A 25,726-nucleotide genomic window follows, 5' to 3' on the forward strand; every position below is an offset into this window, starting at 1 on the left:
CGTCACCGCTTCGGCGGGCGCGGCGACAGCCAGCCGCTATCGGCCAGCCAGTCGTTGAGCCGGTCGGGCCAGTGCAGGATGCCGATCCGGTTCGATTCGTCGAGATTGAACGCATGCCCGCTGTCGGCATACATGTGCAGTTCGGCCTCCACCCCAGCCTTGCGCAACTGCTCGTAAAGCGCGACCGACGGCGCCGCGCAGCACGGATCGAGGCTGCCGGCGGTGATGAACGCGGGCGGCGCGCTCGCGGCGGCCGTGCCGGGGATGCCGAGCGGCCCTGGGAACACCAGCACCTGGAAATCGGGCCGCGCCGACAGCGAATCGATCGCATCGGTCTTCGGCCGGCCGGCGGGTTCGGGATTGTCGGCGATCAGCGAGACCAGTTCGCCGCCCGCCGAAAATCCCATCACCCCGACCCGCGCCGGATCGATGCCATAGTCCGCCGCATGCGCGCGCACCCAGCGCACCGCGCGGCGCGCGTCATCGGCGGCATCCCCCTCGATCGAGTAGGGCGAGCCGGGCTCGCGCGCGAGCCGGTATTTGAGCACGAACGCCGAGATGCCCATCCGGTTGAGCGCGACCGCCGCCTTGGTGCCCTCGTTGGTCCAGACGAGGATCTTGTGGCCGCCGCCGGGAATGACGACGATCGCCGCGCCGGTGTTGTGCGCGGGCAGCGCCGGAAACGCCAACAGCGACGGCGTGCGGATATTACGCACCCAATAATCGCGCCCGACTTCGGGCGTGACCGGGCGCGAGTCGGTGCCCGGCGGCCCCTTGGCCCACAACGGGATCGCGACGAGCTTGGCGGGCGGGACCGGATCGGGGTCTTGCGCGGGCGCGTTGCCGACCAGCGCGGCACAGGCCAACAGCATCCATCCGGTCTTGCGCATCAGGTCTCTCCTATGACTCGGCCATTGGCGGCGCGTTACCGATATCATAACGGCCAAGTTACTTCGTGGAAGCGTGATTGCGCTTCGCCCTCAGTGCTTTATGGTTGCGCTATCAAAATGTACCGACCGGCCCGACGTCGGCGGTTTCCGGAAGGGGATGCACAATGGCCATCAATCGCCCGCACGGCACGATCCTGACCGCCGCGATTGCCGCTGCCCTGCTGGCGATCAGCCCAGTGGCCGCGCAGACCGCCGCGCCCGCGCCCCATTTCCCCGGTGACGGCCAGGGCGCTTTCAAGACGCACCGCTACCGCGATCTGTTCGCCGAGCAACTCGGCACCCAGCCCGGTGCGGCGCGCGCGAAGATGGAGGCGGCGTTCCAGCAATTCTTCCACGGCGACGGGCAGGAACAGCGCGTTTATTTCGAGACCGGCGCCAACGCCAACGGTCCGCTCGCTTATGTCACCGATTGGGCGAACAACGACGCGCGCACCGAGGGCATGAGCTACGGCATGATGATCGCGGTCCAGCTCGGCCACAAGCGCGAGTTCGACGCGCTGTGGAACTGGTCGAAGACGTACATGCTCGTCACCGATCCCAAGAACCCCTCGGTCGGCTATTTCGCCTGGTCGATGGCGACCGACGGCTCGCCGCGCTCGACCGGCGCCGCGCCCGATGGCGAGGAATATTATGCGATGGCACTGCTGTTCGCCGCGCGGCGTTGGGGCAATGGCAAGGGCATCTATGATTATCAGGCCGAAGCCGACAAAATCCTGCGCGGCATGCGCCACCATCCAGTCCTGACCGGCACGCCGCCGTTCCGCATCCACCCCGGTGACGCGCCGTTCGTCCAGCCCGACCGGCCGTGGCCCAGCCCCAACAATCGCGCGGCCGCCGTCGAAGCGGCGAAAGCGGGCACACCCTGGCCGCCCTTCCGCCCCGATCGCACGCCGCGCCCCGTCACGGTCGGGCCGATGGTCGATGAGGCGCACATGATGGTGCGCTTCGTCGCCGAGACCAACGTCGATGGCACCGACGCATCCTACCACCTGCCCGCCTTCTACGAACTCTGGGCGCGCTGGGGCCCCGCCGAGGACCGCGCGTTCTGGGCACGCGCCGCCGATGTCAGCCGCGCGTTCTTCGTCACCGTCACCAACCCGAAGACCGGCCTCGCTCCCGATCGCAGCCATTTCGATGGATCGACGATGCTGACGCGCGACGGCAAGCCCGATCCGTTCGGCTATGATAGCTGGCGCACCGTCAGCAACTGGTCGGTCGATTACGCCTGGTGGGGCAAGGATGCGCGCCAGCGCGTCTTGAGCGACCGGATACAGGGCTTCCTCGCCGCGCAGGGGATCGACCGCTTCGCCGATCGTTACACGCTCGATGGCACGCCGCTCTCGACGCGCCACTCGCCCGGCATGGTCGCGGCGGCGGCAGTCGGTGGATTCGCCGCGACGCCGGGCGCGAATTCAAAGGCGTTCCTCAAGGCATTATGGGACATGCCGCTGCCGACCGGCGAGCAACGTTATTTCGACGGCATGCTCTATCTGATGAGCATGCTCCACTGTAGCGGCGAATTCCGCATCATCGACGGGCCGGGCCGATAAGCGCCGTTCGAACCGCGACGGCGCCCACCGCGAGCCCGATCAGAAACGCGCGTTGACGCCCACCGCGAAGGTGCGGCCCACCCGCGTCTGGTACAACGTGTCCTTGCGCTGGCTGTCGGTATAGAGCCGGTTCTGCTCGTCGGTGAGGTTCTGCGCTTCGATGATGAGCTTGAAATTCTCGGTGATATTGTACGAGGCCGAGGCGTCGACATACGTGGTCTGCGCATTGCCTTGCAGGTCGCTGCCCGCCGATGCCGGGATGCCGCGGATGAACGGTCCGCGATAATTGATCGTGCCGCGGATGCTGAACCGGCGATCCTCGTAATAGAGCGTGCCCGAGGCGGTGTTCTTGGACAGGCCGACGAGATCGTTGGTGGTGGTGACGGTGCAGACGCCGGCGACGCTGGTCAGGCAATAATTGATCCGCGAGGTGACGTGGGTGTAATTGCCGAGCGCGCCGAAATTGCTCAGCACACCGGGCAGGAAGCTGAACGGCACTTGCGCGTTGATCTCCACGCCCTTGAGCTTGCCGCCCGGCGTGTTGACCGGGCGCGTCACGCTGAACAGCTCGGTCGGCTGGGTGTTGCTGCCGTCGAGCAACGCCACCGGTAGCCCCAGATCGGTGTACGGCACCAGGCTGGTCACGCTCTGGATATAGGTCTTGATGTCCTTGTAGAAGAACGCCGCCGACAGCAGCGAGCCGGGCCGGAAATACCATTCGAGCGCGGCATCGAAGGTGTTCGCGCGGATCGGCTCGAGCAGCGGGTTGTTGACCGTGCCGGTGCGTGTGACCGGGTTGACGCCGCTCGTCGGGGTGAGCACGCCCAGTTCCGGGCGCGACATCACCTTGGCGCCGGACACGCGGAGCAGCAGGTTCCGGATCGGCTCGAACACGATGTTCGCCGAGGGCAGCCAGTCGTCATAGCTCCGCGTCACCGCGCCATAGAGGCCGGTCACGCCGGTCGGCGACGCGGCGCTCGCGGTCGATACATAGCCCGACGAGAATTGCAGCGTGTTGATGTAGCGCACGCCGACATCGCCGCGCACGCCGAAGCCGATCGTATCGGTCAGATCGAACACGCCCATCGCGAACGCGCTCTTCTCCTCCTCGCGGACGATCGGCTTGGGGCTGCCGCATTCGATGGTGCAGCTTCGCGATGCGCCGAGATTGGCGGTGTCGTAGAGTTTCTTCCAGTCGAGCGTCGCCCAACTCGCCGGCGCGCCATTGCCCCAAAGGGCGCCGAAATCGGTGATCCGAGACGAGATGCTGGCAAGCGACGTGCCGGCGGGCAGCGGCTTCACCAGCGTGTCGGCGGTGTAATAGCGGGTGTCGATGCCCGACTGCTTCGATTGGCGATATTGCGCGCCGCCGCGCAGCGTGAGCGCGTCATTGATCTCCCATTCCGCCTCGAACTCGGCGAGATAGCCGTCGGTCGTCGTGGTCGCGGGCTTGCCCTGGAGCGAGAAGCCGCCGAGCACCGTGCCGTCGGCGAGTCCGGGCGCATAGTTGAAATTGACCGGGTCGGTCACGTCGAAGCCGAAGCCGAGCAACGGGGTGGTGCCGCCCTTGCGGTAATCGAGCGTGAAGCCCTTATCGATCGCGTCCATGAAATATTGCACGCGCTGGTGATCGTCGAACACGGACTGGTTGAGGCCGAACTTGCCGGTGATCTTCAGCCGGTCGGTAAAGCGGTGCATGAAGTTGAGGTTGGCCTGTTTGAACGTCGAGGTGAAATCGGCGTGCAACCCCTCCGAACGGATATCGACGCCGTTGAACGCGCCATATTGCACCGAGCCGAGCGACGACAATTGCAGGTCGGTGACCGAGGTCATCGGCTGGCCATCGTTCGACGCCGATCGGCCGAACGAGATCGCGCCGAGATAATTGTCGTCGCGAATGACGTGGAAGCGCGAATAGAGCAGGTCGAGCGAAATGTCGGTATCGTCGCCGTCCTTGAACTGGAGCGTCAGCGTGCCCGCGATCCGCTCCTGGCTCTGCGTCGAGTTGAGGTAGCGCGGAATACGCGGGAAGAACGCGCCGCTGCCCGGTGTGTTGGGGGCGTCGGCCCGGCGCGCGTTGACGATCGCGTTGTAGGCCGAAAGGCTGCCGGTGCGCGGATTGTTGGTGCTGCAGTTGGTCGCCGTGACACCGCGCAGCGCGAGCTGTGCCGGTGTCTGCCCGGCGGTGTTGATCGGCGCGCCGATCGGCGAGCAGAAACCGCCGTTGGTGTTGGCGGACAGGATATCCACCGCCGAATAGCCGACTTCGCGCAGGTGGCGCTGGTTGTACGCGACCGAGCCGAGGATGCCGAACCGGCCCTCGCCGAATTTCTTCGATATGAGCGCGGACACGCGCGGATCGGCGCGCTTGGAGATTTCGCCGTAGATCGCCCGTCCGGTCGCGGCGACGACGAAATCGTCCTTCTGGTCGAGCGGATGTGGCGCGGCGAGATCGACCGTCGCGCCGAGCGAACCTTCCTCGATATCGGCGGACGGCGTCTTGCGCACCGAAAGCGACGAGAAGATCTCGGTCGGGAAGACGTTGAAGTCGAAGCTGCGGCCCGTGTTGCCCGCGCCGTAGATGTCGGAGCTGCCGGTCTGCGAGGTGCCTTCCATCCCGTTGATGCGGACGCGCGTGAATTGCGCGCCGAGGCCGCGCACCGATATGTTCTTGCCCTCGCCGCCGTCGCCCCGCGCGAGCGCGACACCGGGGATGCGCTGCATCGATTCGGCGAGGTTCGAATCCGGGAATTTGCCGATGTCCTCGGCGACGATCGAATCGACCGCGGCGGTCTGCGAGCGTTTGAGGTTGAGCGCGCTGTCGAGCGAGGCACGGAACCCCGTCACGACGATATCCTGCACCTCCGCGTCGGACGGTGGCGTGGCGACCGGGCGCGAACCGCCATCCTCGGCGGATGTCTGCGCGTGGGCGGGAAGCGCGAGCCCGGCGGCGATCATCAGTGCCGCGCCGGACGTGCAATGGAGCCACGCCGATGTCTTCTGGAACGTACCCGCCACGCCAAACCTCCCCTTTGATAGCAACTTTATTGTCCCAATGTTTTACATTGTGGAACATAGTTGATGTATATGGTTGAAAATCGGATGTATGAAAAGCCGGAAAGTTCCATTGACGCGCAGATATTCCCTAAATATGGAAATTATCAGCGCTTTATGGGACCAAACGGAAGCCCGCCGGGCGCTGTGGCCGCTTGGATACCCGGCGGAGAGGATGCCCGATGCCCGTCAACGCCGCGTTCGCCGTGATGCTCGCCGCCGCCTCGCCGGCGGGCGCGCTGCATTTCGATCTGTCGGCGAATGCGCCTGACCGCCAGCCGTATCGGGCGGGCGGGCACGGGGTCGAGCCCGGCGGGTCCGCCGCCGATTTCGCCTTTTCGGTGGCGGTGCCGGAGGGGCTGTACCGCGTCACCGTGCGGCTCGGCGACCGCCGCGTCGCGGCGGAGGCCACCGTCAAGGCGGAAGCGCGCCGGCTGATGCTGCGCGGCGTCGCGACGCGCGCCGGACAGTTCGTCACGCGCAGCTTCCTCGTCGACGTGCGGACCCCCGCGCTCCCCCCGCCGCCGCAGAGCGCGCCCGGCGGCGCCACGGTCCGCATCGACGCGCGCGATCGGGCGGAATATACCTGGGACGACAAGCTGACGCTGGAGTTCCTCGGCGATCCGCGCGTAACCTCGGTCGATATCGTCCCGGCGACCGCGCCGACGCTGTATCTGGTCGGCGATTCCACCGTGACCGACCAGGCCGCCGAACCCTATGCGAGTTGGGGGCAGATGCTGCCGGCGATGCTCGACGATACGGTCGCGGTCGCCAACCATGCGCGCTCGGGCGCGACGCTCAAGAGCTTCCTCACCGATCTGCGCTTCGACAAGGTGCTGTCGCGGATCAAGCCCGGCGACTGGCTGTTCATCCAGTTCGGGCATAACGACCAGAAAGCGGAATGGCCGCAGACCTACGTCGCGGCGGATACGACCTACCCGGCCTATCTCGCCGCCTACATCGCCGAGGCGCGGCGGCGTGGCGCCTTCCCCGTGCTGGTGACCTCGCCCGAGCGACGCACGTTCGACGCGCGGGGGCGGATCAAGGAAACGTTGGGCGGCTATCCGCAGGCGGTGCGCGCCCTGGCGCAGGCGCAGGCCGTGCCGCTGATCGACCTCAACGCGGACAGCCGCGCGATCTACGAGGCGCTCGGGCCGGCCGTGGCGGCCCGCGCCTTCGCGAACGACGGCGCCGATCTGACCCATCACGACGATTACGGCGCCTGGCTGCTCGCCAGCGCGGTCGCCGAACGGATCCGCGCCACCATCCCCGCGCTCGCGCCACACGTCGTCATGCCGCGTTTCTCGCCCGCGCGCCCGCCAGCGCCGTCCGAGGTGGCGATCGTCGCGAGCGCCCCGCGCGCCGCCGATCGTCCGGCGGGGAGTTGACGCGATGCGGATGAACCGCCGCGATCTCACCTTGGGCATGGTCGCCAGCCTGGCGCTGATGCCCGTCGCCGCGCTGCCGTTCGCGCGGCACCTCGCCCGCCGCTTCGACGTGCGCGATCACGGCGCGCGCGGCGACGGCATCGCGATCGACAGCGCGGCGATCAACGCCGCCATCCTCGCCGCGTCACGGGCGGGCGGCGGCACCGTCGTCGTGCCGCGCGGCCGTTACCTGTGCTTCTCGATCCGGCTGAGGAGCCGCGTCACGCTCCTGCTCGCCGCCGGCGCCGTCATCGAGGCGGCCGACCCTGCCCGCCATCCCGGCCGCTACGACGTGCCCGAGGGCGGAATCGAGCAACTCTATCAGGATTTCGGGCACAGCCACTGGCGCAACAGCCTGATCTGGGGCGAGGACGTCTCCGAAGTCGCGATCGTCGGCCCCGGGCTCATCGACGGCGCTGGCCTCACCCGCGACGGCCCCGGCGCGCGCTGGAAGGCGCAGACCGGCGAGCGCCCGCTCTCGATGCGCGGGATGAGCGCGCGCGAGATCGCGGCGCTGGAACCCGACTGGGAGCGGATGATCGGCCTCGGCAACAAGGCGATCGCGTTTCGCGGCGGGCGCGACATCCACCTGTCGGGCTTCTCGGTCCTGAAAGGCGGGCATTTCGCGATTCTGGCGACGGGCACGCGCGGGCTGCGCATCGATGGCCTCACGATCGACACCGACCGCGACGGCATCGATCTCGATTGCGTGCGCGACGTGGTCGTCGAGCGCTGCCGCGTCAATTCTCCCAACGACGACGCCATCGTCGTGAAGAGCAGCTTCGCGCTCGGTCGCGCGGTCGCGGCGGAGGACATCGTGATCCGCGACTGCGTCGTGTCGGGCTATGACATGGGATCGTTGCTCGACGGCACCCGGCGCACGGCCCAGCAGCTCGCGCCCGACCGCGACCGCGTGACCGGGCGGATCAAACTCGGCACAGAATCGAACGGCGGCTATCGCAACGTCCGGATCGAGGATTGCAGCTTCACACATTGCCGTGGCCTCGCACTCGAAACGGTCGATGGCGGGGTGATGGAGAACGTCGTCGCCCGCCGGCTGACGATGCGCGACGTGACGACCGCGCCGCTGTTCCTGCGGCTCGGCGACCGGCGGCGCGGTCCCGAGGGCACCGGCGTCGGCGCGATCCGGGGCGTGGCGATCAGCGACATCGACGCGCGCGGCATCGACCACCGCTTTCCCGCCGCGATCGCCGGCCTGCCCGGCCACCGCATCGAGGATGTCTCGCTCAGCCGCATCCACCTGTCCTATCGCGGCGGCGGCACGGCGCAGGATGCGCGCGCCATGCCCGAGGAGCATGCCAGCGCCTATCCCGAGCCGAGCATGTTCGGCGTGCTGCCGTGCTGGGCCTTGTGGGTGCGCCACGCCGAACGGCTGCGGATCGACCGCTTCACCGCCGAGACCGCCACGCCCGACGGCCGCCCGCCCTTCGTCTTTGCGGACGCGCCCGGCCTGTCGATCGCGCGGACGCCGCTGTTCCGTGCTTGACGTTTGACACGCACAACCGGTACATTACCCATATTACGGAATATGATTTCATAATATGGCGACAGGAGGGGTAATGAGCGCGCGCGCATCGCAAACGCATTTTCGCCGAAGCGCGCGCAACGCGGTCGGTCGAACGCTCGCCGCGCTGCTGGCGGCGGCCTGCCTCGTGTCGCCCGCCGCCGCGCAGGTGGCGAGGCCGACTGCCAATCTCGCCGCCCCGGTCCGCACGTTCGGCCGCGTCTCCTACGATGCGCGCTCGCTGATGATCGACGGCAAGCGCACGCTGATCTGGTCGAGCGAGTTCCACCCCTTCCGCCTGCCCAGCCCCGATCTGTGGCGCGACATCCTCCAGAAGATGAAGGCGAGCGGCTTCAACACCGTCGCCGTCTATTTCGACTGGGGATATCACAGCCCGAAGCAGGGCGTGTACGATTTCAGCGGCATCCGCGACATGGATCGGCTGCTGACGATGGCGGAGGAAGCGGGCCTCTACGTCATCACCCGCGCCGGCCCCTATGTGAACGCGGAATTGTCGCGCGGCGGCTTCCCCGGCTGGCTCGTCAACCAGCGCGCCAAGGCCCGCACCGACGATCCGCAATATCTCGCCGCCGTCGATGAATGGACCAGCCGCATCGACGCGATCATCGCCCGCCACCAGATCAACGGCGACGGCAAGGGGCATCGCGGCACCGTCATCCTCCACCAGATCGAGAACGAACTGTCCGCGACCACCGCGTCGCAGCGGCGCTACATGGACCATCTGTACGCGCATGCCCGCGCGGACGGCATCACCGTGCCGATCTTCCACAACGATCAGGGCCGCAACGGATATTGGGTGCCCGACGGTTCGCCGGTCGCGCAGGTCGTCCACGGCCCCAACGATCTCTATGCGTTCGACGGTTATCCCGGAGGCACCTGCACCGTGCAGGGCAAGCCGACCCGCGATGTCACCGCGCCCGACTGGGGCTTTTACGGCCCCGGCGGCGCGAAGGGCGGCGCGTCGGCATCGCCCGACACGCCCGGCTTCCTCGCCGAATTCGGCGGCGGCTGGTTCGATTATTGGGGATCGAACGGCGGCTATGATTGCAACGCCATCCAGCGCGGCAAGCGCTTCCAGCGCGTGTTCTATGGCACCAATCTCGCCAACGGCATCGGCATCCAGAGCTTCTACATGGGCTATGGCGGTACGAGTTGGGGCTGGCTGCCCGCGCCGGTGGTGTTCACCAGTTATGATTACGGCGCGGCGATCTCCGAACCGCGCGACATCCGCGAGAAAGCCGGGGAACTCAAGCAGCTCGGCGGCCTTATCGCCTCGGTGCCCGATCTCGCCGGGATGGTGCCGGCCCGGCCGGTGGCGATCTCCTCCCCCGCCATCCAGGTCTATCACAACCGGAACCCCGAGAGCGACGCGCGCTTCCTGCTGGTGACGCACAAGCCCTCCAATGCGCGGAGCGACGACCGTTTCACCGTCACCGCCGATCTCCCCGACGGCCGGTACACCCTGCCGCTGCGGCTTGACGGCTTCGATGCCAAATGGCTGGTCGCCGGAGTCGATCTCGCCGGGCAGCGGCTGGTCTATTCGACCTCCGAGCTGCAAAGCGCGCAGACGATCGACCACGCCGCGCTGCTGCTGCTCTACGGGCGCGCCGGTGAGCCGGGCGAGACCGTGCTGCGCTATGCCTCCGCGCCCACCGTCGCGGTGGTGGAAGGCACGGCGACGAGCGTGTTCGATGCCGCGACGGGCGATCTCAAGCTCGGCTACACGCATGCCGGCCGCGCGGTCGTGCGGATCAGCGGCGGCGGCCGCCCGCCGCTCACACTGATCCTCGCCGACGAAATGGAGGCGGTCCGATATTGGCGCGAAGACAGCGCGGGGGGGCCCGTGCTGGTACGCGGCCCGGGGCTCGTCCGCACGGCGGAGAGCCGGGGCGGCATGCTGGCACTGACCGGCGACACCGCCGCCGACACGCCGCTCGAGCTGTGGGCACCGAAAGCCGTACGCGCGGTGCGCTGGAACGACGGCGCCGTGCCGGTGAAAGCGACCCCCGCCGGGAGCCTCGTCGCGACCCGCCCGCTCGCCGGCCCGGCCGCCGTGACATTGCCAGCGCTCGCCCATTGGCGCACCGCCGACGGCGTTCCCGAAACCGCGCCGGGCTTCGACGACGCCGACTGGCAAGCGGTCGACACCCGAGCCAGCGCCAGCATCACCGCGCGCCCGGACGGCCAGCCCAACATGGGAATGGATTCCTACGGCTTCCACGACGGCGACGTCTGGTATCGTGGCCGCTTCACCGGCGCGCCCGATGCGAAGACGCTGGCATTGTTCTACGGCGCGGGCGGATCGGGGTTGGTACAGGTCTGGCTCGACGGCGTCTTCGTCGGCCAGGACGAACTGCCCGGCGGCCTGCCCCGCCCGATCACCACCGGCGGCGCGCGCTTCACGCTTCCCGCGACCGCACAGGCGCCGGGCGAGCACGTCCTGTCGATCATGATCCGCAACGACGGCCATAATTGGGATCTCGACGCCGACGATTACCACAAGGAAGCGCGCGGCCTGATCTCCGCATCGCTCGAAGCGCCGGGCGGCCGCAGCTTCGGCATCCCGATCGCCTGGCGGATCCAGGGCCGGCGCGGCGGCGAAGACCTGCCCGATCCGGCGCGCGGCCCGGCCAACAGCGGCGGCCAATATGGCGAGCGACAGGGCTGGCATCTGCCGGGCTTCGATGACCGGACGTGGGCGGCGGCGACGCTCCCCGCCGCAGCGGCGAAGGCCGGCACCACCTGGTATCGCACCGGCTTCGACCTCGCGGTGCCGAAGGGGCAGGATGCGACGATCGCCGTGTCGTTCGGTGATCCGGCCACACCGCGATCGGTCGCGCGCTACCGGGCTTTGCTGTTCGTCAACGGCTGGAACATGGGCCAGTTCATCGCGCATGTCGGTCCGCAGCGCACCTTCCCGATCCCCGAGGGTATCCTCGATCATCACGGCCACAACGTCATCGCGCTCGCCGTCACCAGCGACGGCGCGCCCGGTGACGCGCTGGAGGCGGTGAAGCTCGTCACGCTGCGCACGGTGGCGGGCGGCCTCCCCGTCCGCATGGTCGCCGCGCCGCGCACTCCGGCCGAACTGAAGTGAGCGCCGTCTCGCTCTCGCGGCGCGCGCTGGGGGTCGGCGTGGGCGGGCTGCTGCTCGCGGGGGCGACGCGCGCCGCTCCCGCCGCCACGCGCCCGTGGCCCTATCTGATCGGCGCCGACATTTCATGGGTGCCCGAGGACGAAGCGGCGGGCGCGCGCTATTACGAAGGCGGTGTCGAGCGCGATCCGCTCGCCATCTTCCGCGATGCCGGCTTCAACGCGATCAAGCTGCGCTTGTTCGTCGATCCCGCGAACGGCTATTCGCGCGGCAAGCCGGGTGGTCCGTGGTGCGGCCTAGCCCAGATCATCGACTTTTCGCGGCGGATCAAGGCGGCGGGCTTCCACCTCTCGCTGACGCTGCACTATTCCGATACCTGGGCCGATCCCCAGCATCAGGACAAGCCGGCGGCATGGGCGGGGCTGCCCTTCCCGAAGCTGGTCGAGGCGGTGCACCGGCATAGCCGCGATTCGCTGGCGGCGATGGCGGCGGCGGGCGCCGCGCCCGATCTCGTCATCATCGGCAACGAGACCACGTTCGGAATGCTCTGGCCCGACGGGCGCGTGCCGCTGACGATCCCAACCGGCAATCCCGTCACCGACCGCACCCACATGCAGGTCGCCGGCGCGGGCGGCTATGATCGTTTCGCCGCCTTGCTGAAGGCCGGCATCGCCGGCACGCGCGAAGCCGTGCCGGGCGCGAAGATCGCGCTGCACAACCATCTCGGGCGCCACTGGCCGATCGTGCAGGCGTGGATGGACAATTTGCTGCGTCGTGGCGTGCGCTTCGACGCCACCGGCTTCTCCTGCTACCAGCAGGCGGCCGAGGGTGATTGGGCGCGCACCTTCGACGCGTTCGAACGGCGCTATCCCGATCACGGCTTCTTCGCGATCGAATATAGCTCGCGCAAACGCTATCTGAACGATCTCGTTCACGGCCATCGCGCCGGCTGGGGCAGTTTCATCTGGGAACCGACCCGGCACCAGGAAGCGATCTTCACGCGCAACGGCGTCAACGCCGGCGAAGGGCCGAGGCCCAACCTGCTGTCGCAAGGCGCCAACGGCGCGGAGGCGCCCGGCGGCGCATCCGGCGCGGCCCCGCCCCCGCCAGAGGATCATGGCGGCCGCTACGATGCCGATCCCCGCTTTCTTGACCTCTATCGTCACATGGCGCGCGATTACGGCCTGTCGGCCACCGCGCGCCCCGCCCCGACCCGCAAGTAACAGGAGATACCCTTGGCCGCTCTCACCCACGACATCCCGCGCACCCAGGTGACGGCGGCGATCGGCCGGCTGATGGACAATCTCCTCACCATCACCGATGAAACCGGCGCGTTCCTGCTCCATCTCGAGGACGGGCGGATCATCGACACCAAGGGCTGGGCCGGCTGGGAATGGACCCACGGCGTCGGCCTGTTCGGCATGTGGCGCTATTACGAGCAGACCGGCGACGCGCGCGCGCTCGGCATCATCAAGCAATGGTTCGAGGATCGTTTCGCCGAGGGCACGCCGACCAAGAACATCAACACGATGGCGCCGTTCATCACGCTCGCCTACCTCCACGAACACGCGCCCGACCCGCGCTACATCCCCTATCTCGACACCTGGGCGGAATGGCTGATGGCGCCCGATGGCCTGCCCAAGACCGAGGACGGCGGCTTCCAGCACATCGTCTACAACGACGAGAATCCGGGCGAGCTGTGGGACGACACGCTGATGATGTCGGTGCTGCCGCTCGCCAAGATCGGGCTGCTGCTCCATCGCCCGCACTATGTCGAGGAAGCCAAGCGCCAGTTCCTCGTCCACATCAAATATCTGTTCGACAAGAAGACCGGGCTGTGGTTCCACGGCTGGGACTTCAACGGGCGCCACAATTTCGCCGAGGCGCTCTGGGCGCGCGGCAATTGCTGGGTGACGATCGCGATTCCGGAGATCATCGAGATCCTCGATCTGCCGCACGGCGACGCGCTGCGCACCTTCCTCATCGACACGCTCGCCGCGCAGGTGAAGACGCTGGCCGAGACGCAGGACGCCGAAACCGGGCTGTGGCACACGCTGATCGTCGATCCCGAAAGCTATCTCGAAGCGTCGGCGACGGCGGGGTTCGCCTATGGCATCCTCAAGGCGGTGCGCAAAGGCTACCTCCCGCGCCCGTATGAGGCGGTCGGCATCAAGGCGGTGCGCGGCGTGCTCGCCCATATCGACGAGACGGGCGAACTCAGGCAGGTCAGCTTCGGCACCGCGATGGGGGACACCTTGCAATTCTACAAGGACATCGCGCTCACCTCGATGCCGTACGGACAAAGCCTGGCGATCTGCGCGCTCGCCGAATTCCTGCGCAGCTACATCTGACTTCCGGGAGCGCCGCCGTGGAGACCGTGTCCGACACCACCCGCCACGCGCCCCGCCGCGTGCGGCTGCACACCTATCTCACCTATGGCGGCAACGACGTCCTCGGCGCCGGGTCGATGGCGGTGGTCAGCACCTGGATCTTGATCTTCTACACCAGCTTCTGCGGGCTTTCGGCGGCGCAGGCGACGATCATCTTCGGGGTGGCGCGCGTGCTCGATGCGTTCACCAGCCCGCTGATCGGGCATCTCTCGGACAATCTCGGGCGGTCGTGGCTCGGGCGCCGGTTCGGGCGGCGGCGCTTCTTCATCCTCGCCGCGATCCCGCTGCTGCCGTCTTTCGCGGTGATGTGGGTCGCGGGCCAGGGCTTCTGGTATTATCTCGTCACCTACGTGCTGTTCGAGATGGTCTATGCGATGGAGATCATCCCCTATGAGACGCTCGCCTCCGAAATGGCGACCGATTACGCCACCAAGGCGAAGTTCGCGGGCGCGCGCATCCTGATCGGCCAGGTGTCGGCGATCGCCGCCGCGTTCCTGCCGGGCTGGCTGATCGCATGGCTCGGGCCCGACTCCCCCGACACCTATCTTTACATGGGCATCATCTTCTCCGCGCTGTTCATGGCCGCCGCCACCTTGCTGTACCTGTTTAGCTGGGAACGCCCGCGCGCCGCCGGGCTCGACGACGCCGCGGGCGACCGCCCCACGCTCGGCGCGGCCTTCGCCGCCCTGTACCGCAACCTGTGGTCGACGCTGCGCATCCGCGCGTTCCGGCTTCACCTCGGCATGTACCTCGGCGGCTATATCAGCCAGGACATCTACAACGCCGCCTTCACCTATTTCGTGATCTTCGCGCTGGCGGGATCGACCGCGATCGTCGCCAGTCTCGTCGGCGTCACCTATATCGTCCAGCTCGTCGCGGTGGTGCTGGCGATCAACTTCGCGCTGCGGCTCTCCCCCGCCGCCGCCTATCGCTTCGCCGCGCTGAGCTTCGCGAGCGGCGTGGTGATCTTCCTGGCGATGTACGCGGCCGGCTACACCGCCACCGCCGCGCTGTTCTGGCTGCCGGTGGTGTTCGCCGGGCTGGGGCGCGGCGCGCTCAACTATATTCCGTGGGCGACCTACAATTACATGGCCGACGTCGACGAGATCGTCACCGGGCGACGGCGCGAGGGCGCGTTCGCGGGCGTGATGACCTTCGTGCGCAAGATGAGCCAGGCGCTCGCCGTCATCCTCGTCGGGCAGGTGATGCAGGCGGCCGGTTTCGTGTCGAAATCGGCGCAGCAAAGCCCGCAGGCGATCGCGGCGATCGTCGCGGTGCTCGGCGCCGGCACGCTGGCGATGCTGGCGTTCGGCGTGCTGGTCTCGCTCCGCTTCCGGCTGACCCCGGCGACGCACAAGATCCTGCTCGACGAGATCGAGCATCTGCGCCGCGGCGCGCGCACGCCCTCCTCGCCGGAGGCGGCGGTGGTCGTCGAGGCTTTGTCGGGCTGGCGCTACGCCCGGCTGTGGGGCAACAATCCCGTCGCGGCGCCCCGCGCGCGCTGAGGCTCCGGCCCTCGCCCGTTCGTGTCGAGCGAAGTCGAGACACCCGCGCACGGGCCGGTCCCTCGACTTCGCTCGGGACGAACGGCTTTTATCGATTACAAAAACCCAACCTGCCGCAACCACGCTTCGCACAGGCCCGGCCACGCCGACACTGGCAACCCCGGCGTATCCAGCGCGAAGCCGTGCGGCGCGTCGCCGAAGACGTGGAGGTCGGCGACGGCTCCCGCCGCGCGCGCCGCGCCATACAGCCGCAGCGCATTCTCGACCGGGACGACCGCGTCGTTGCCGGAATAGACGATGAACATCGGCGGCGGCGCGGGCAGGAGCTGCGCGTCGGGCTGGAGCCGGTCGTACAACGCCTGCTTCTCGGCGGGCGGCAGCGGCGGCTTGTCGGGCCGCAGCGTGCGGCCCTTGGCATTGGTCGAGAGCGGGCCGTAGCCGACCACCAGCACATCAGGCCGCGTCGTCGCTTCGCCATGCGGCGCGGGCGGCTCGCGCCACTCGGCCGGATATTCGGCGGCCAGGCACGCGGCGAGATGCCCGCCCGATGACAGGCCGACGACCCCCAGCCCCGCCGGCGCCGCCCCGCTCGCGCGGATACGCCGCATCGCCGCGCGCGCGTCGTCGAGCGGCGCCGACGGCCCCGTCGTCGCGTCGGGAAAGCGATGGATCAGCACGAACGCGTGATAGCCGAGGCCGGTCAGCCAGCGCGCGACCTGCACCCCCTCGCGCCCCGCCATCAGCGCGACATAGCCCCCGCCGCCGAGCACCAGCATCGCGCGGCCATTGGGCGCGGCGGGCGCGAAGCCGAGCAACACCGGCTCGGCGACCGCCGTCACCACCGCCCGCTCGGGCGCCGCGGCGGCATCCTCGAGCGTGAAGGCACGCTCGCTCGCGGTATCCGCCCATATTGGCCAGAGGGTATCGGCGCCGAGCTTCGTCATGATGTCCCCGCTTCGGCGCCGGACGGCGCCGCTATTTCGCGCCCTTGTAGCCGATCGCCGCGCTGACCTGATTGGCGGCGCGCGCGACCTGCGCGGCGAGATCGTCGATCGTGTCCTCGGTCAGATAATGCGCCGCGCTGGCGATGCTGATCGCGATGCAGATCTGGCCCCGCGCGTCGCGCACCGGTGCGGCGATCGAGCGGACCCCATCGCCGAGTTCGCTGTCATGGAGCACCAGCCCGCGTTCGCGGTTCTCGCGCATCATCGCGATGAAGCGGGTGCTGCGCGCCGAACCCGCCGGCTCACCGGTCGCCTGAAGATAGAGCTGCGCCCAATGCTCGTCCGGCTCGTCGAGCAGCAGCGCCTTGCCGATCCCGGTCTCCGCGATCGGGCGGCGGTCGCCCGGGGAGGTCGCGACGCGCAGCCGTTGCCGCCCGGTCACACGGTCGAGGTGGCGCGACCAATCGCCCTCGCGCTTGCCCGCGAACACGCAGAAGCCGGTCCGCTCGGACAGCAATTCCATGAACGGGCGGGCGATGTGCATGAAGTTGATCTGCTCGGTCGCCAGCGCGCCGAGCTGGAGCAGCTTCGGCCCGAGCGCGAAACCGGTCGGCGTCACCTGCAGATAGTTGCGTGACGCCAGCGCCTGCACCAGCCGGTGCGCGGTCGTCTTGCTCATCCCCAGCTTGCGCGCGAGATCGGTCGCGCGGATCGGCCCGGCGATCACCTCGTCCATGATATCGAGCGCGCGCATCAGTGTCTGCGCGCCTTTCACGCCCGCCGGTTCCTGCTTTTCGTCCTGCTCGTCCATCACTCTCATCTCGTTCCGCGCGGCAGCGCGGATTGCCGGACCTACGCCGAGATGGTGGCGCGAGTCAGCAGCTTTTTGATCGCCGGCGCTTTCGGGAACGCCCGGCGGCGGGCGTCCGCGATCGGGAACCACCGCTGCGCTCGATCGCTGAAGCGCTGATCCTTCAAGGAGTTACCCATGAGCGACCGCCTGACGATGCAAGATCCGCGACAGCAATATCCGCGCCCGCCCTTCCCCCGCCAGCCGCAGCCGGTGCCCGGCCTCGCACGCGCGCTGGAGCCGAAGCCGGATCACGGCGAGACGAGCTACACCGGCTCGGGCAAGCTGAAGGGGCGCAAGGCGCTCATCACCGGCGGCGACAGCGGCATCGGCCGCGCCGCCGCGATCGCCTTCGCGCGCGAGGGCGCCGACGTCGCGATCTCCTATCTTCCCTCCGAACAGCCCGACGCGGCCGAGGTGATCGCGCTGATCGAGGCCGAGGGCCGCACCGCGGTCGCGCTGCCCGGCGATATCACGGACGAGGCATGGTGCCGCGATCTGGTCGCGCAGGCGGTCGAGAAGCTCGGCGGAATCGACATCCTCGTCATCAACGCCGGCCACCAGCAGAACCGCGAGGATATCTCGAAGGTCACGTCCGAAGATTTCGACGTGACGCTCAAGACCAACCTCTACGCGCTTCACTGGATCACCCAGGCCGCGGTGCCGCATCTGCCGGCGGGCGCCTCGGTCATCACCACCGCCTCGATCCAGGCGTATGAGCCCTCGGCGATCCTGCTCGATTACGCGACCACCAAGGCGGGTATCGTCGCCTACACCAAGGCGCTCTCGAAGCAGCTCCTCGAAAAAGGCATTCGCGCCAACGCGGTCGCGCCGGGTCCGTTCTGGACCGCGCTGCAACCGTCCGGCGGGCAGCCGCAGGAAGTGATCGAGAAGTTCGGCTCCGAAAGCCAATACGGCCGCCCCGGTCAGCCGGTCGAGATCGCGCCGGTCTATGTGCTGCTCGCCAGCCAGGAGGGCAGCTACATCACCGGCGAGGTGTTCGGCGTGACCGGTGGCGCCGGAATCGCCTGAACCGCCGTCAGGCGCGGCGGCGGAGGTCTTCGTACAAGGCTCTCAGGTCCGCCGCGTCGATGTCGAGCGTCTCGCCATATTCGGCGAGCACCGCGTCGAAATCGGCGGGCGTGAGCGCGTCGGGCGCGGGCTTCGCCGTGGCATGGGCGCGGTGCGGATAGGAATGGCCGGTCGCGGTGTTGAACGCGATCGCGACGATCATCAGCAGCAGCGAGTTGAGCAGCACCGGTTCGAGCACGAAGCCATAGCCTGCGGCGGCGATGCGGCCGCCGCCGAGCACCGCCGTCAGCGCCACCGCGCCGCTCGGCGGGTGGACGCAGCGCAAGGCCGACATGGCGGCGATGCTGAGCCCCAGCGCGAGCGCGGACGCCGTGACGGGATCGGCGATCGTCCGCGCCGCCGTCACGCCGATCAGCGCGGCGATCAGGTTGCCGCCGATGATCGGCCAGGGCTGCGCGAGCGGGCTGGCCGGCACCGCGAACAGCAACACCGCCGATGCGCCCATCGGCGCGATCAGGAACGGCAGCCCGGACGAGCCCGCCCCCATCCACCACGCCGACACGAACCCGATCAGCACGATGCCGAGCGCCGCGCCGAGCGCGCCGCGCACCCGCTCGCCCCAGCCGATCGCGGGCGGCGGCGGCACGAAGGCTGCCCAGAAGCTTCGCACGTCAGGGTTTTTCGGCTCGGTCATGATGGGGCGGGTCGCTACCGGATTTGCGCGGCGCGAGCCACCGATGATAGCAAGCCGGGGACAGGAGGGCCTTGATGCGCAGGCGAGATCTTTTGCGCGGCGCGTTGCCGCTGGCCACGCTCGCGATGCCGCGCCTCGCCTGGGGGAGGCCGACCGGCGATCTCTGGCGGTTCGATTCGCTGCGCTCGATCGGCGGGCTGCCGGTCGAGGTGCTCGGCGCCCCCACCCTCATCGACAGCCCGTGGGGTGCGGCGACCGCGTTCGACGGCGTGGACGACGCGCTGCTGATCGGCCGCCATCCCCTGGTGGGCGCGCGCACCTTCACCGCCGAGGCGCTGTTCCGCCCCGATGGCGGCGCGTTCGAGCAGCGGTGGTTCCACCTCGAAGCCGATGACGGCGCGGGCGGCGCGCCGGGCACCGGCACGACGCGGATGCTGTTCGAAATCCGGGTGGTCGATCGAAGCTGGTATCTGGACGCCTTCGTAACCGGCCCCGGCTATAAGCAGACGCTGATCGCGCCGGCGCGGCGCTTCCCCGTCGGCCGCTGGTATCACGTCGCGCAAAGTTATGACGGCCATGTCTATCGCGCGTTCGTCGACGGCGTGGTTCAGGCCGAGGCGCCGATCGCCTTCGCGCCGCAGCGCTCCCCCGGCGGGCCGGGCCGCGCCGCGATCGGCATGCGGATGAACCGCGTCAATTATTTTCACGGCGCGGTCCGGGCGGCGTTCTTCGCGCGGCGCGCACTCGATCCGGCGGATTTCCGGCTGCTGCCCCCCGGCACGGCGCGATCCGGGCGAGGTCGCCTCTGAATGCCGAAACGCAATCCCTATCACGCCGGCCCGGTCACCGATCATTTCGATGGGCTGCGCTTCCGCAACGTCGAGAACGAACCCGAAACCGACCGCTCGCTCGGCGACGTGCTGCGCTGGCGCCGCGCCGCGCCCAACACGCCTTGGCCCCGCGCGCTGGAAGTCTCGCCCGTCGTTCCCGAAACACGCGTCGCCGGGCTGCGCGTGACGATGGTCGGCCATGCGACGGTGCTGATCCAGGTCGCCGGGCTCAACATCCTCACCGATCCGGTCTGGTCGCCGCGCGCCAGCCCGCTGGCCTTCGCCGGGCCGAAGCGGGTCACCGCGCCCGGCGTGACGCTCGACGCGCTCCCGCCGATCGACGCGATCCTGCTGTCGCACAACCACTACGACCATCTCGACATCGCCACGTTGCGCGCGCTCCACGCCCGCCACGACCCGTTGATCGTGACCCCGCTAGGCAACGATGTGATCGTGAAACGCCATATTCCAGCGGCGCGGACAATAGCGCGCGACTGGGGCGAACATGCCGAGGTCGCGCCCGGCGCACAGGCGCATGTCGTGCCCGCGCTGCACTGGTCGTCGCGCGGCGTCCGGGATCGGCGGATGGCGCTGTGGGGCGGCTTCATGCTCCGCGTCGCCGGGCGGCAGGTCTATTTCGCGGGCGACACCGGCTACGGCACCGGCGCGATCTTCCGCGCGATTTACGCCCGTTTCGGCGCGCCCGATCTCGCGCTGCTGCCGATCGGCGCCTATGATCCGCGCTGGTTCATGGCCGCGCAGCACACCGATCCCGACGACGCGATCCAGATCATGGCCGATCTCGACGCGCGCGCCGCGATCGGCATCCACTGGGGCACGTTCAAGCTCACCGACGAGCCGCGCGACGATCCCGCCCTTCGCCTCGCCGCCGGGCTGGCCGCGCGCGGCATCGACCCCGCCCGCTTCGTCGCGCTGCAACCGGCAGAAAGTTTCACGCTGGACTGACGTCTACCCCCAGTGCGCCCGCTTGGAGGTCTGACCGATCCCCGGATTGAAGCTGTTGGTCGGATCAAGCGCCCGGTAATGGGCGGCGAGCGCGGGCTTGGCCGGGTACAGATGGCCGACATTGTGTTCGGCCGGATATTCCGCGCCGCGCGCATCGAGCAGCGCCCACATGCGATGCTCGATCTCCAGCGGATCATGGCCTTTGCGGATCACGTAATCCTGGTGGAAGACGTGGCAGAAGAAATGCCCGTAATAGAATTTGTGCGCGATCGCCGAGTCCAGCTCGGCCGGCAGCGTCTCGAACCAGTCGGGGTCGTTCCGGCGCAGCGCGATATCGAGCGCGACGATATCGGCGACCTCGCGCGCATGCACCGCGCGGTAGCGCACCGCCGCCCCCGCCGCCGCGAAGCGGTGCAGGAACGCGGCGTCGCCCTCCTCACGCGTGCAGCGGAAGAACGCGCCCTGCCCCTGCCCCAGCACCCGCGCGAGCAGCACCTCGGTCGCCTCCGCATCGGCGCCGCTCACGCGCAGCATCAGATGATGTTCGAACCGGTCGCGATAGTCGGTCAGCCGCTTGGGCAAATGGCTGGGACCGAGCCGCGTCGCCGCCTGCAACGTCTTGTCCGCGACGTCGCGCAGCCCGATGCGCCGGAACCAGCCATCGACCCGGTCCTTCCAGCGGAACAGCGCCGGCAGCCGCGCGGTGCCGAGATGGCGGATCGCGAGGAACGTGTCGCGCCCATAGCGCTCGGTCAGCACGAAGGCATCGTGGTGGAGATATTCGCCCGCGATCGGCAGCGGCAGATCGCTCGCCAGCATCTCGCGCCGGAGCCGCGTCAGGTCGGCGGGGTCGTTCGATCCGATGTAGAACACCGCTGTCGCGGCTTCCTTCGCGAAGGTATCGAGCCGCACCGCGAACACCACGACATGCCCCGCCGATCCCGATGCTTCGAACAGCCGCCCCGGATCGGCGTTGAAGCGCGCCGGCGTGGCGGCATCGACCTCGCGGACATGCCGCGCATAGGCGTGATCGGAGGCACGGCCACCCGCCTGTATCTCCCCGAAATCGCCACGTTCGAGGCGCGTGAGGATTGTCTCAGGCGTGTCGCCGAGGTCCACGCCCAGATGGTTGACCAATTCGAGCCGCCCGTCGCCATCGACCCGAGCGTACAATGCCAGTTCGGTGAACGCCGGCCCGCGCCGCACCAGCGCGCCGCCCGAGGTGTTGCACACGCCGCCGAGCACCGACGCGCCGATGCACGACGATCCAATCACCGAATGCGGCTCACGCCCGAGCGGCACCAGCGTTCGTTCGAGCACGTCGAGCGTCGCGCCAGGCAGGCACACCACCTGCTCGCCGCCCCGCACCACATGCACCCCGGCGATCCGCCGCATCGACACGATCACCACCGGGCGATCATAGGTATCGCCATCGGGCGTCGATCCGCCGGTGAGGCCGGTGTTGCTCGCCTGCGGGATCAGGATCGCGCCCGCGTCGACCACCGCTTGCGCGACCCGCCACAGTTCGACCAGTGATCCGGGCCGCACCACCGCCAGCGCCGGCCCGGTGCCGAACCGATAGCCAGTGCGGAAACGATGAGTCTCGGCATCCCCCGTCAGCACATGGCCGCTGCCGACCACCTGCCGCAACGCCGTCAGCAGCGCGTCGCTCACGCGCGCGTCAGCCGAACCGCGATCCACGGTTTGCCGGGCAGCGCGAGCGTCGGCCGCGCCGGATCGTGGACGTCATATTCGTTCATCTGCGCCATCGTGAAGGTGCCCGCCGGGGTGATCGTCATATTCCAGGTATCGATGATGTCAGCGCGATAGCTATGCAAGGCTTCCGCGCCTTTCCCCGGCAGAATGACCGGCCATTCGCGTGGCGCCTCCTCCCCGAAATAGCGCAGATAATAGTCATGCTCGCGTCCGCCGAGCCGATAGCCCCACCAGGTCTGGATCGGGTCGATCCCCGGCACCGGCCCGTCTTCGAGGATACCGCGCAGGAAGGCGAGCCGCGGTGCGCTCGTGCCGCGTAGCGTACCGCCCTGCCCCAGCCAGGAGAAATCGGCGTTGCGGCCGCTCGCGAAGGTTTCGCTATGCCCGACATAAGTGCCGCCGATCGTGCCCCACCAGAAGCGCTCGACCATCCCCTCCCCCGAGAGGTTGCCCCAGCGCTTCGCGATATCGCCTTCGTAGCAGACCTCGTCAAAGATCACCGGCTTGCCCGTCATCGCGCGGTGAAGCTCGGCGCGGCCATCGTCGAGCACGGCGTGGCCGTTCTGCACGCTCGCGTGGGTGATCCAGGGTTTGCGATGATCGTAATAGCGTTTGATCTGGTGGATCGAGCGCAGCCGGCCATGCGGATCGGCGGCCTGCAGCACCTGGAACAGATGGTCCCAATCGGCGTCGCTCTTGCTCTTCACATCGTCATATTCATTGGCCATCGACCACCAGACATGCCGGAACGCCCCGAACCGCGCAGCGACGTAGCGCAGATAGCGCTCGTCGTCGGCGCGGCGCATGTCCGAATAGCCGCGTGTCGAGTCATAGGGATGGAACAGGATCACGTCGGCCTCGATCCCAAGCGCGCCGAGCTTGCGCAGCCGATCCTCGTAGCGACGGAAATACGCCAGATCGAACCGGCTCGCGTCCCAGTCGCGCGGCCCGGTGCCCGTGCGCACGAACGGATCGGTCGCGACCGAGGGCACGTTCGGGAACACCAGCATCCGCATCTTGTTGAACGGCGCGGCGGCGAGCGTCGCCAGCGTCTCAGCGCATTTCGCGTCCGATTGCAGCGCCCAGCTATAGCTGGTCGTGCCGATCTGCCGGTAGGGCGTGCCGTCGGCATATGCGAAGTGGAAGCCGTCGGCGGTCACCCGCACCGGGCCTTGATTGCCTTTGCCCGCGGGGACGCAGCGAAACGCGCCGCTCTGACCGTCGAGCGCCGCGACGTTGCTTTCCGATCGCCAGCGCCAAGCGCCCACCGCATCGGGGCTGAAGCGGATACGGTAGGTGCCCTCGCCGTCGTAGAAGCCCGGCACGCGAAGGCGCCGCCCGCCGCATTCGAACACCGCCGCGACGCGCACCTCGTCGAACGGATTGCCCTGCGCCGGGCCAGACAGCGCGGTTTCGAACACGCCCCAGCGCTCGACCTCGGTGGCCGGCGCGGCCAGCGCCGGGCTCGCCGCGACGGCACCGGCCGCGAGCGTGCCGGTCAGGATCGTGCGTCGCGATACGGTCAAGCCACCCTCCTCGTCTCTTTGCGGAAACGAAAGCATTCGAAATCTATGACGTCAATATAATCTTATATTCGAAAGCGTATCGCCGATATTCGAAGCCAAAGTTCTTGCTCCATCCGGAGCGCGGCGATACGGTGCCGGCCTAGCACAAGCGCCTGCCGCCCAAGAGTCAGGATCGTGCGTCACGCATCGGGAGAGAATGTTTTGCCGCACAGCGCCACCCAGCCCGGTTCGACACGCACCGACTGGAAGAACACGATTCTCGCCGGGCTCGCCAATTACATCGATGCCGGATCGATCGTCGCGGGCGGGGTCGCGCTGGCGCTGTGGATGGAGGCGTACAAACTGAGCGCGAGCTTCGTCGGCGTGATCGGGGCGCTCGGCCCCAACGCGATCTCGGCGGGGCTTGGTGCGATGATCGGCGGTCGGCTCTGCGACACCTTCGGCCGCAAGAAGATCTACCAATATGACATGCTGTTCTACGCATTCGGCATGTGCTGGCTGGTGTTCGCGGTGAGCCCGTGGATGATCGTGCTCGGCTTCTTCCTGGTCGGCCTCGCCGTCGGCGCGGACATCCCCGCGTCCTGGTCGCTGATCGCCGAGATCGCGCCCGAGCGCGAACGCGGCAAGCACAGCGGCGTCGCACAGGTGCTATGGTATCTCGGCCCGGTCGTGGTCCTCGGGCTGTTCCTGCTCGTCGCCCCGCTCGGCCTGCTCGGCGCGCGGCTGGTGTTCGCGCATCTCGCCATTCTCGCGGTGGCGCTGACGTTCCTGCGGTCGAGCATGCACGAATCGTCGCATTGGCTGGAGGCGCAGGCCGCCGAAAAGTCGGTTACCGCGGCGCAGCGCACCGGCCTGCGCGATCTGCTCAAGCCGCGCTACATCGGCGGCATGGCGTTCCTCACCGGCATGTATCTGTTCTGGAACCTGTGGGCGGGCACCAACGGGTTCTTCTTCCCCTATATCCTGCGCACCGTCGGCGCGCAGACCCAGGCGACATCGGTGATGATCCAGATGCTGAGCTTCACCGCCGGCATGCTCTCGATCGCGTTCATCTTCATGCCGCTGGCCGACAAGGTGAACCAGCGCAAGCTGTTCGCCGCCTCCGCGATCATCCAGATCGTCGGCATGGCGCTCCTCGCGATCTTCCCGCTGACGCTGCCGGTCGCGATCATCCACGTGCTGATGATGGCGATCGGCCAGGGCTTCGGCGCGCAATCCTTCTTCCAGCTCTGGAGTTCCGAACTGTTCCCGACGCTACTGCGCAGCACCGCGCAGGGCGTGATGTTCGCGGTGGTGCGGATTTCGCTGGGCTTCTGGTCGTTCTTCGTGCCCGTGCTGACCGCGACCGGCTTCCACACGCTCGCGTGGATCTTGACCGGCTTCCTCGTCATCAGCGGCGCGGTCGGGATGATCTGGGCACCACGCAACGAAGGCAAGACACTCGACGAACTCGAAGCGCGGCTGCGCTGAGCCGCGCCCCGGTTCCGGCCGTTCCACATAACCTGAACCCGCGACCGGTTCGGGAGAATGCCCGTGCCATCTTGAATGTCGGCTACGGGGTCGGCGCCACCGTCATTCCGTTTCGACAGTATTGCCCATTTGGCGTCGCGGACGACATGGATCTGTCCGGCTACCTCACAACCCAGGCACCG

General features: G+C 68.3%; 18 protein-coding genes. 11 read left to right on the forward strand and 7 right to left on the reverse strand.

Annotated features, from left to right (window positions below):
- Window positions 1–2: 2 nt before the first annotated feature.
- Entirely contained in the window at window positions 3–890 is an 888-nt protein-coding gene (locus BLS81_RS03515; protein WP_093220760.1) for an alpha/beta hydrolase, read from the reverse strand.
- 164 nt (window positions 891–1,054) lie between these two features.
- Here BLS81_RS03515 and BLS81_RS20665 point away from each other — a divergent pair, with 164 nt between their 5' ends.
- Window positions 1,055–2,500 carry a family 8 glycosyl hydrolase gene (locus BLS81_RS20665; RefSeq protein WP_093220763.1) on the forward strand — a complete coding sequence of 482 codons (1,446 nt, stop codon included), beginning with the start codon at window positions 1,055–1,057 and terminating at the stop codon, window positions 2,498–2,500.
- A 39-nt stretch (window positions 2,501–2,539) separates the two neighbouring features.
- On the opposite strand, the gene BLS81_RS03525 is transcribed toward BLS81_RS20665, so the two are convergent.
- Window positions 2,540–5,518: a TonB-dependent receptor gene (locus BLS81_RS03525; protein WP_256326047.1), complete on the reverse strand. Its 2,979-nt coding sequence runs from the start codon at window positions 5,516–5,518 to the stop codon at window positions 2,540–2,542.
- 218 nt (window positions 5,519–5,736) lie between these two features.
- On the opposite strand from BLS81_RS03525, the gene BLS81_RS03530 reads away from it, so the two are divergent.
- From BLS81_RS03530 to BLS81_RS03555, 6 genes are all read left to right on the forward strand, one after another.
- The gene (locus BLS81_RS03530; RefSeq protein ID WP_093220765.1) at window positions 5,737–6,942 is read left to right on the forward strand and encodes a rhamnogalacturonan acetylesterase; all 1,206 of its coding nucleotides are present in this window, start codon (window positions 5,737–5,739) and stop codon (window positions 6,940–6,942) included.
- 10 nt (window positions 6,943–6,952) lie between these two features.
- Window positions 6,953–8,488 carry a rhamnogalacturonidase gene (locus BLS81_RS03535; protein WP_093220768.1) on the forward strand — a complete coding sequence of 512 codons (1,536 nt, stop codon included), beginning with the start codon at window positions 6,953–6,955 and terminating at the stop codon, window positions 8,486–8,488.
- Window positions 8,489–8,561: 73 nt separating this feature from the next.
- Window positions 8,562–11,624 carry a beta-galactosidase gene (locus BLS81_RS03540; RefSeq protein ID WP_093220771.1) on the forward strand — a complete coding sequence of 1,021 codons (3,063 nt, stop codon included), beginning with the start codon at window positions 8,562–8,564 and terminating at the stop codon, window positions 11,622–11,624.
- On the forward strand, window positions 11,621–12,844 hold the full coding sequence (locus BLS81_RS03545) for a glycosyl hydrolase 53 family protein (protein WP_093220774.1): 1,224 nt from the start codon (window positions 11,621–11,623) through the stop codon (window positions 12,842–12,844). Before BLS81_RS03540 ends, BLS81_RS03545 begins: the two co-directional genes overlap by 4 nt.
- A gap of 12 nt (window positions 12,845–12,856) precedes the next feature.
- The gene (locus BLS81_RS03550; protein WP_093220776.1) at window positions 12,857–13,972 is read left to right on the forward strand and encodes a beta-galactosidase BglB; all 1,116 of its coding nucleotides are present in this window, start codon (window positions 12,857–12,859) and stop codon (window positions 13,970–13,972) included.
- A gap of 26 nt (window positions 13,973–13,998) precedes the next feature.
- Complete coding sequence (locus BLS81_RS03555) at window positions 13,999–15,516, forward strand: MFS transporter (protein WP_256326078.1); 1,518 nt, start codon at window positions 13,999–14,001, stop codon at window positions 15,514–15,516.
- Window positions 15,517–15,611: 95 nt separating this feature from the next.
- Here the strand turns inward: BLS81_RS03555 and BLS81_RS03560 are convergent, their stop codons facing one another.
- Window positions 15,612–16,460 carry an alpha/beta hydrolase gene (locus tag BLS81_RS03560; protein ID WP_093220778.1) on the reverse strand — a complete coding sequence of 283 codons (849 nt, stop codon included), beginning with the start codon at window positions 16,458–16,460 and terminating at the stop codon, window positions 15,612–15,614.
- Between the two features lie 31 nt (window positions 16,461–16,491).
- Window positions 16,492–17,271 (reverse strand): IclR family transcriptional regulator, encoded by a 780-nt coding sequence (locus BLS81_RS03565; protein WP_093220781.1) that lies wholly within the window; start codon window positions 17,269–17,271, stop codon window positions 16,492–16,494.
- 177 nt (window positions 17,272–17,448) lie between these two features.
- On the opposite strand from BLS81_RS03565, the gene BLS81_RS03570 reads away from it, so the two are divergent.
- Entirely contained in the window at window positions 17,449–18,342 is an 894-nt protein-coding gene (locus BLS81_RS03570) for an SDR family oxidoreductase (RefSeq protein ID WP_093220783.1), read from the forward strand.
- Window positions 18,343–18,349: 7 nt separating this feature from the next.
- On the opposite strand, the gene BLS81_RS03575 is transcribed toward BLS81_RS03570, so the two are convergent.
- Window positions 18,350–19,036 (reverse strand): HPP family protein, encoded by a 687-nt coding sequence (locus tag BLS81_RS03575; RefSeq protein ID WP_093220786.1) that lies wholly within the window; start codon window positions 19,034–19,036, stop codon window positions 18,350–18,352.
- Between the two features lie 74 nt (window positions 19,037–19,110).
- Between BLS81_RS03575 and BLS81_RS03580 the strand changes: the two genes are divergently transcribed.
- Together BLS81_RS03580 and BLS81_RS03585 are read left to right on the forward strand one after the other, a co-directional pair.
- Window positions 19,111–19,845: a LamG-like jellyroll fold domain-containing protein gene (locus BLS81_RS03580; protein WP_093220789.1), complete on the forward strand. Its 735-nt coding sequence runs from the start codon at window positions 19,111–19,113 to the stop codon at window positions 19,843–19,845.
- The gene (locus BLS81_RS03585; protein ID WP_093220791.1) at window positions 19,846–20,832 is read left to right on the forward strand and encodes an MBL fold metallo-hydrolase; all 987 of its coding nucleotides are present in this window, start codon (window positions 19,846–19,848) and stop codon (window positions 20,830–20,832) included.
- Between the two features lie 3 nt (window positions 20,833–20,835).
- On the opposite strand, the gene dld is transcribed toward BLS81_RS03585, so the two are convergent.
- Window positions 20,836–22,506, reverse strand: coding sequence for a D-lactate dehydrogenase (gene dld / locus BLS81_RS03590; protein ID WP_093221783.1), 1,671 nt, complete (start codon window positions 22,504–22,506; stop codon window positions 20,836–20,838).
- Window positions 22,503–24,074, reverse strand: coding sequence for a DUF5060 domain-containing protein (locus BLS81_RS03595; RefSeq protein WP_093221786.1), 1,572 nt, complete (start codon window positions 24,072–24,074; stop codon window positions 22,503–22,505). Before BLS81_RS03595 ends, dld begins: the two co-directional genes overlap by 4 nt.
- Before the next feature lie 201 nt (window positions 24,075–24,275).
- Here BLS81_RS03595 and BLS81_RS03600 point away from each other — a divergent pair, with 201 nt between their 5' ends.
- The gene (locus BLS81_RS03600; RefSeq protein WP_093220794.1) at window positions 24,276–25,544 is read left to right on the forward strand and encodes an MFS transporter; all 1,269 of its coding nucleotides are present in this window, start codon (window positions 24,276–24,278) and stop codon (window positions 25,542–25,544) included.
- Window positions 25,545–25,726: the final 182 nt, after the last annotated feature.

Source organism: Sphingomonas sp. NFR15 (assembly GCF_900103265.1).
Classification (GTDB): Bacteria; Pseudomonadota; Alphaproteobacteria; order Sphingomonadales; family Sphingomonadaceae; genus Sphingomonas; species Sphingomonas pollutisoli.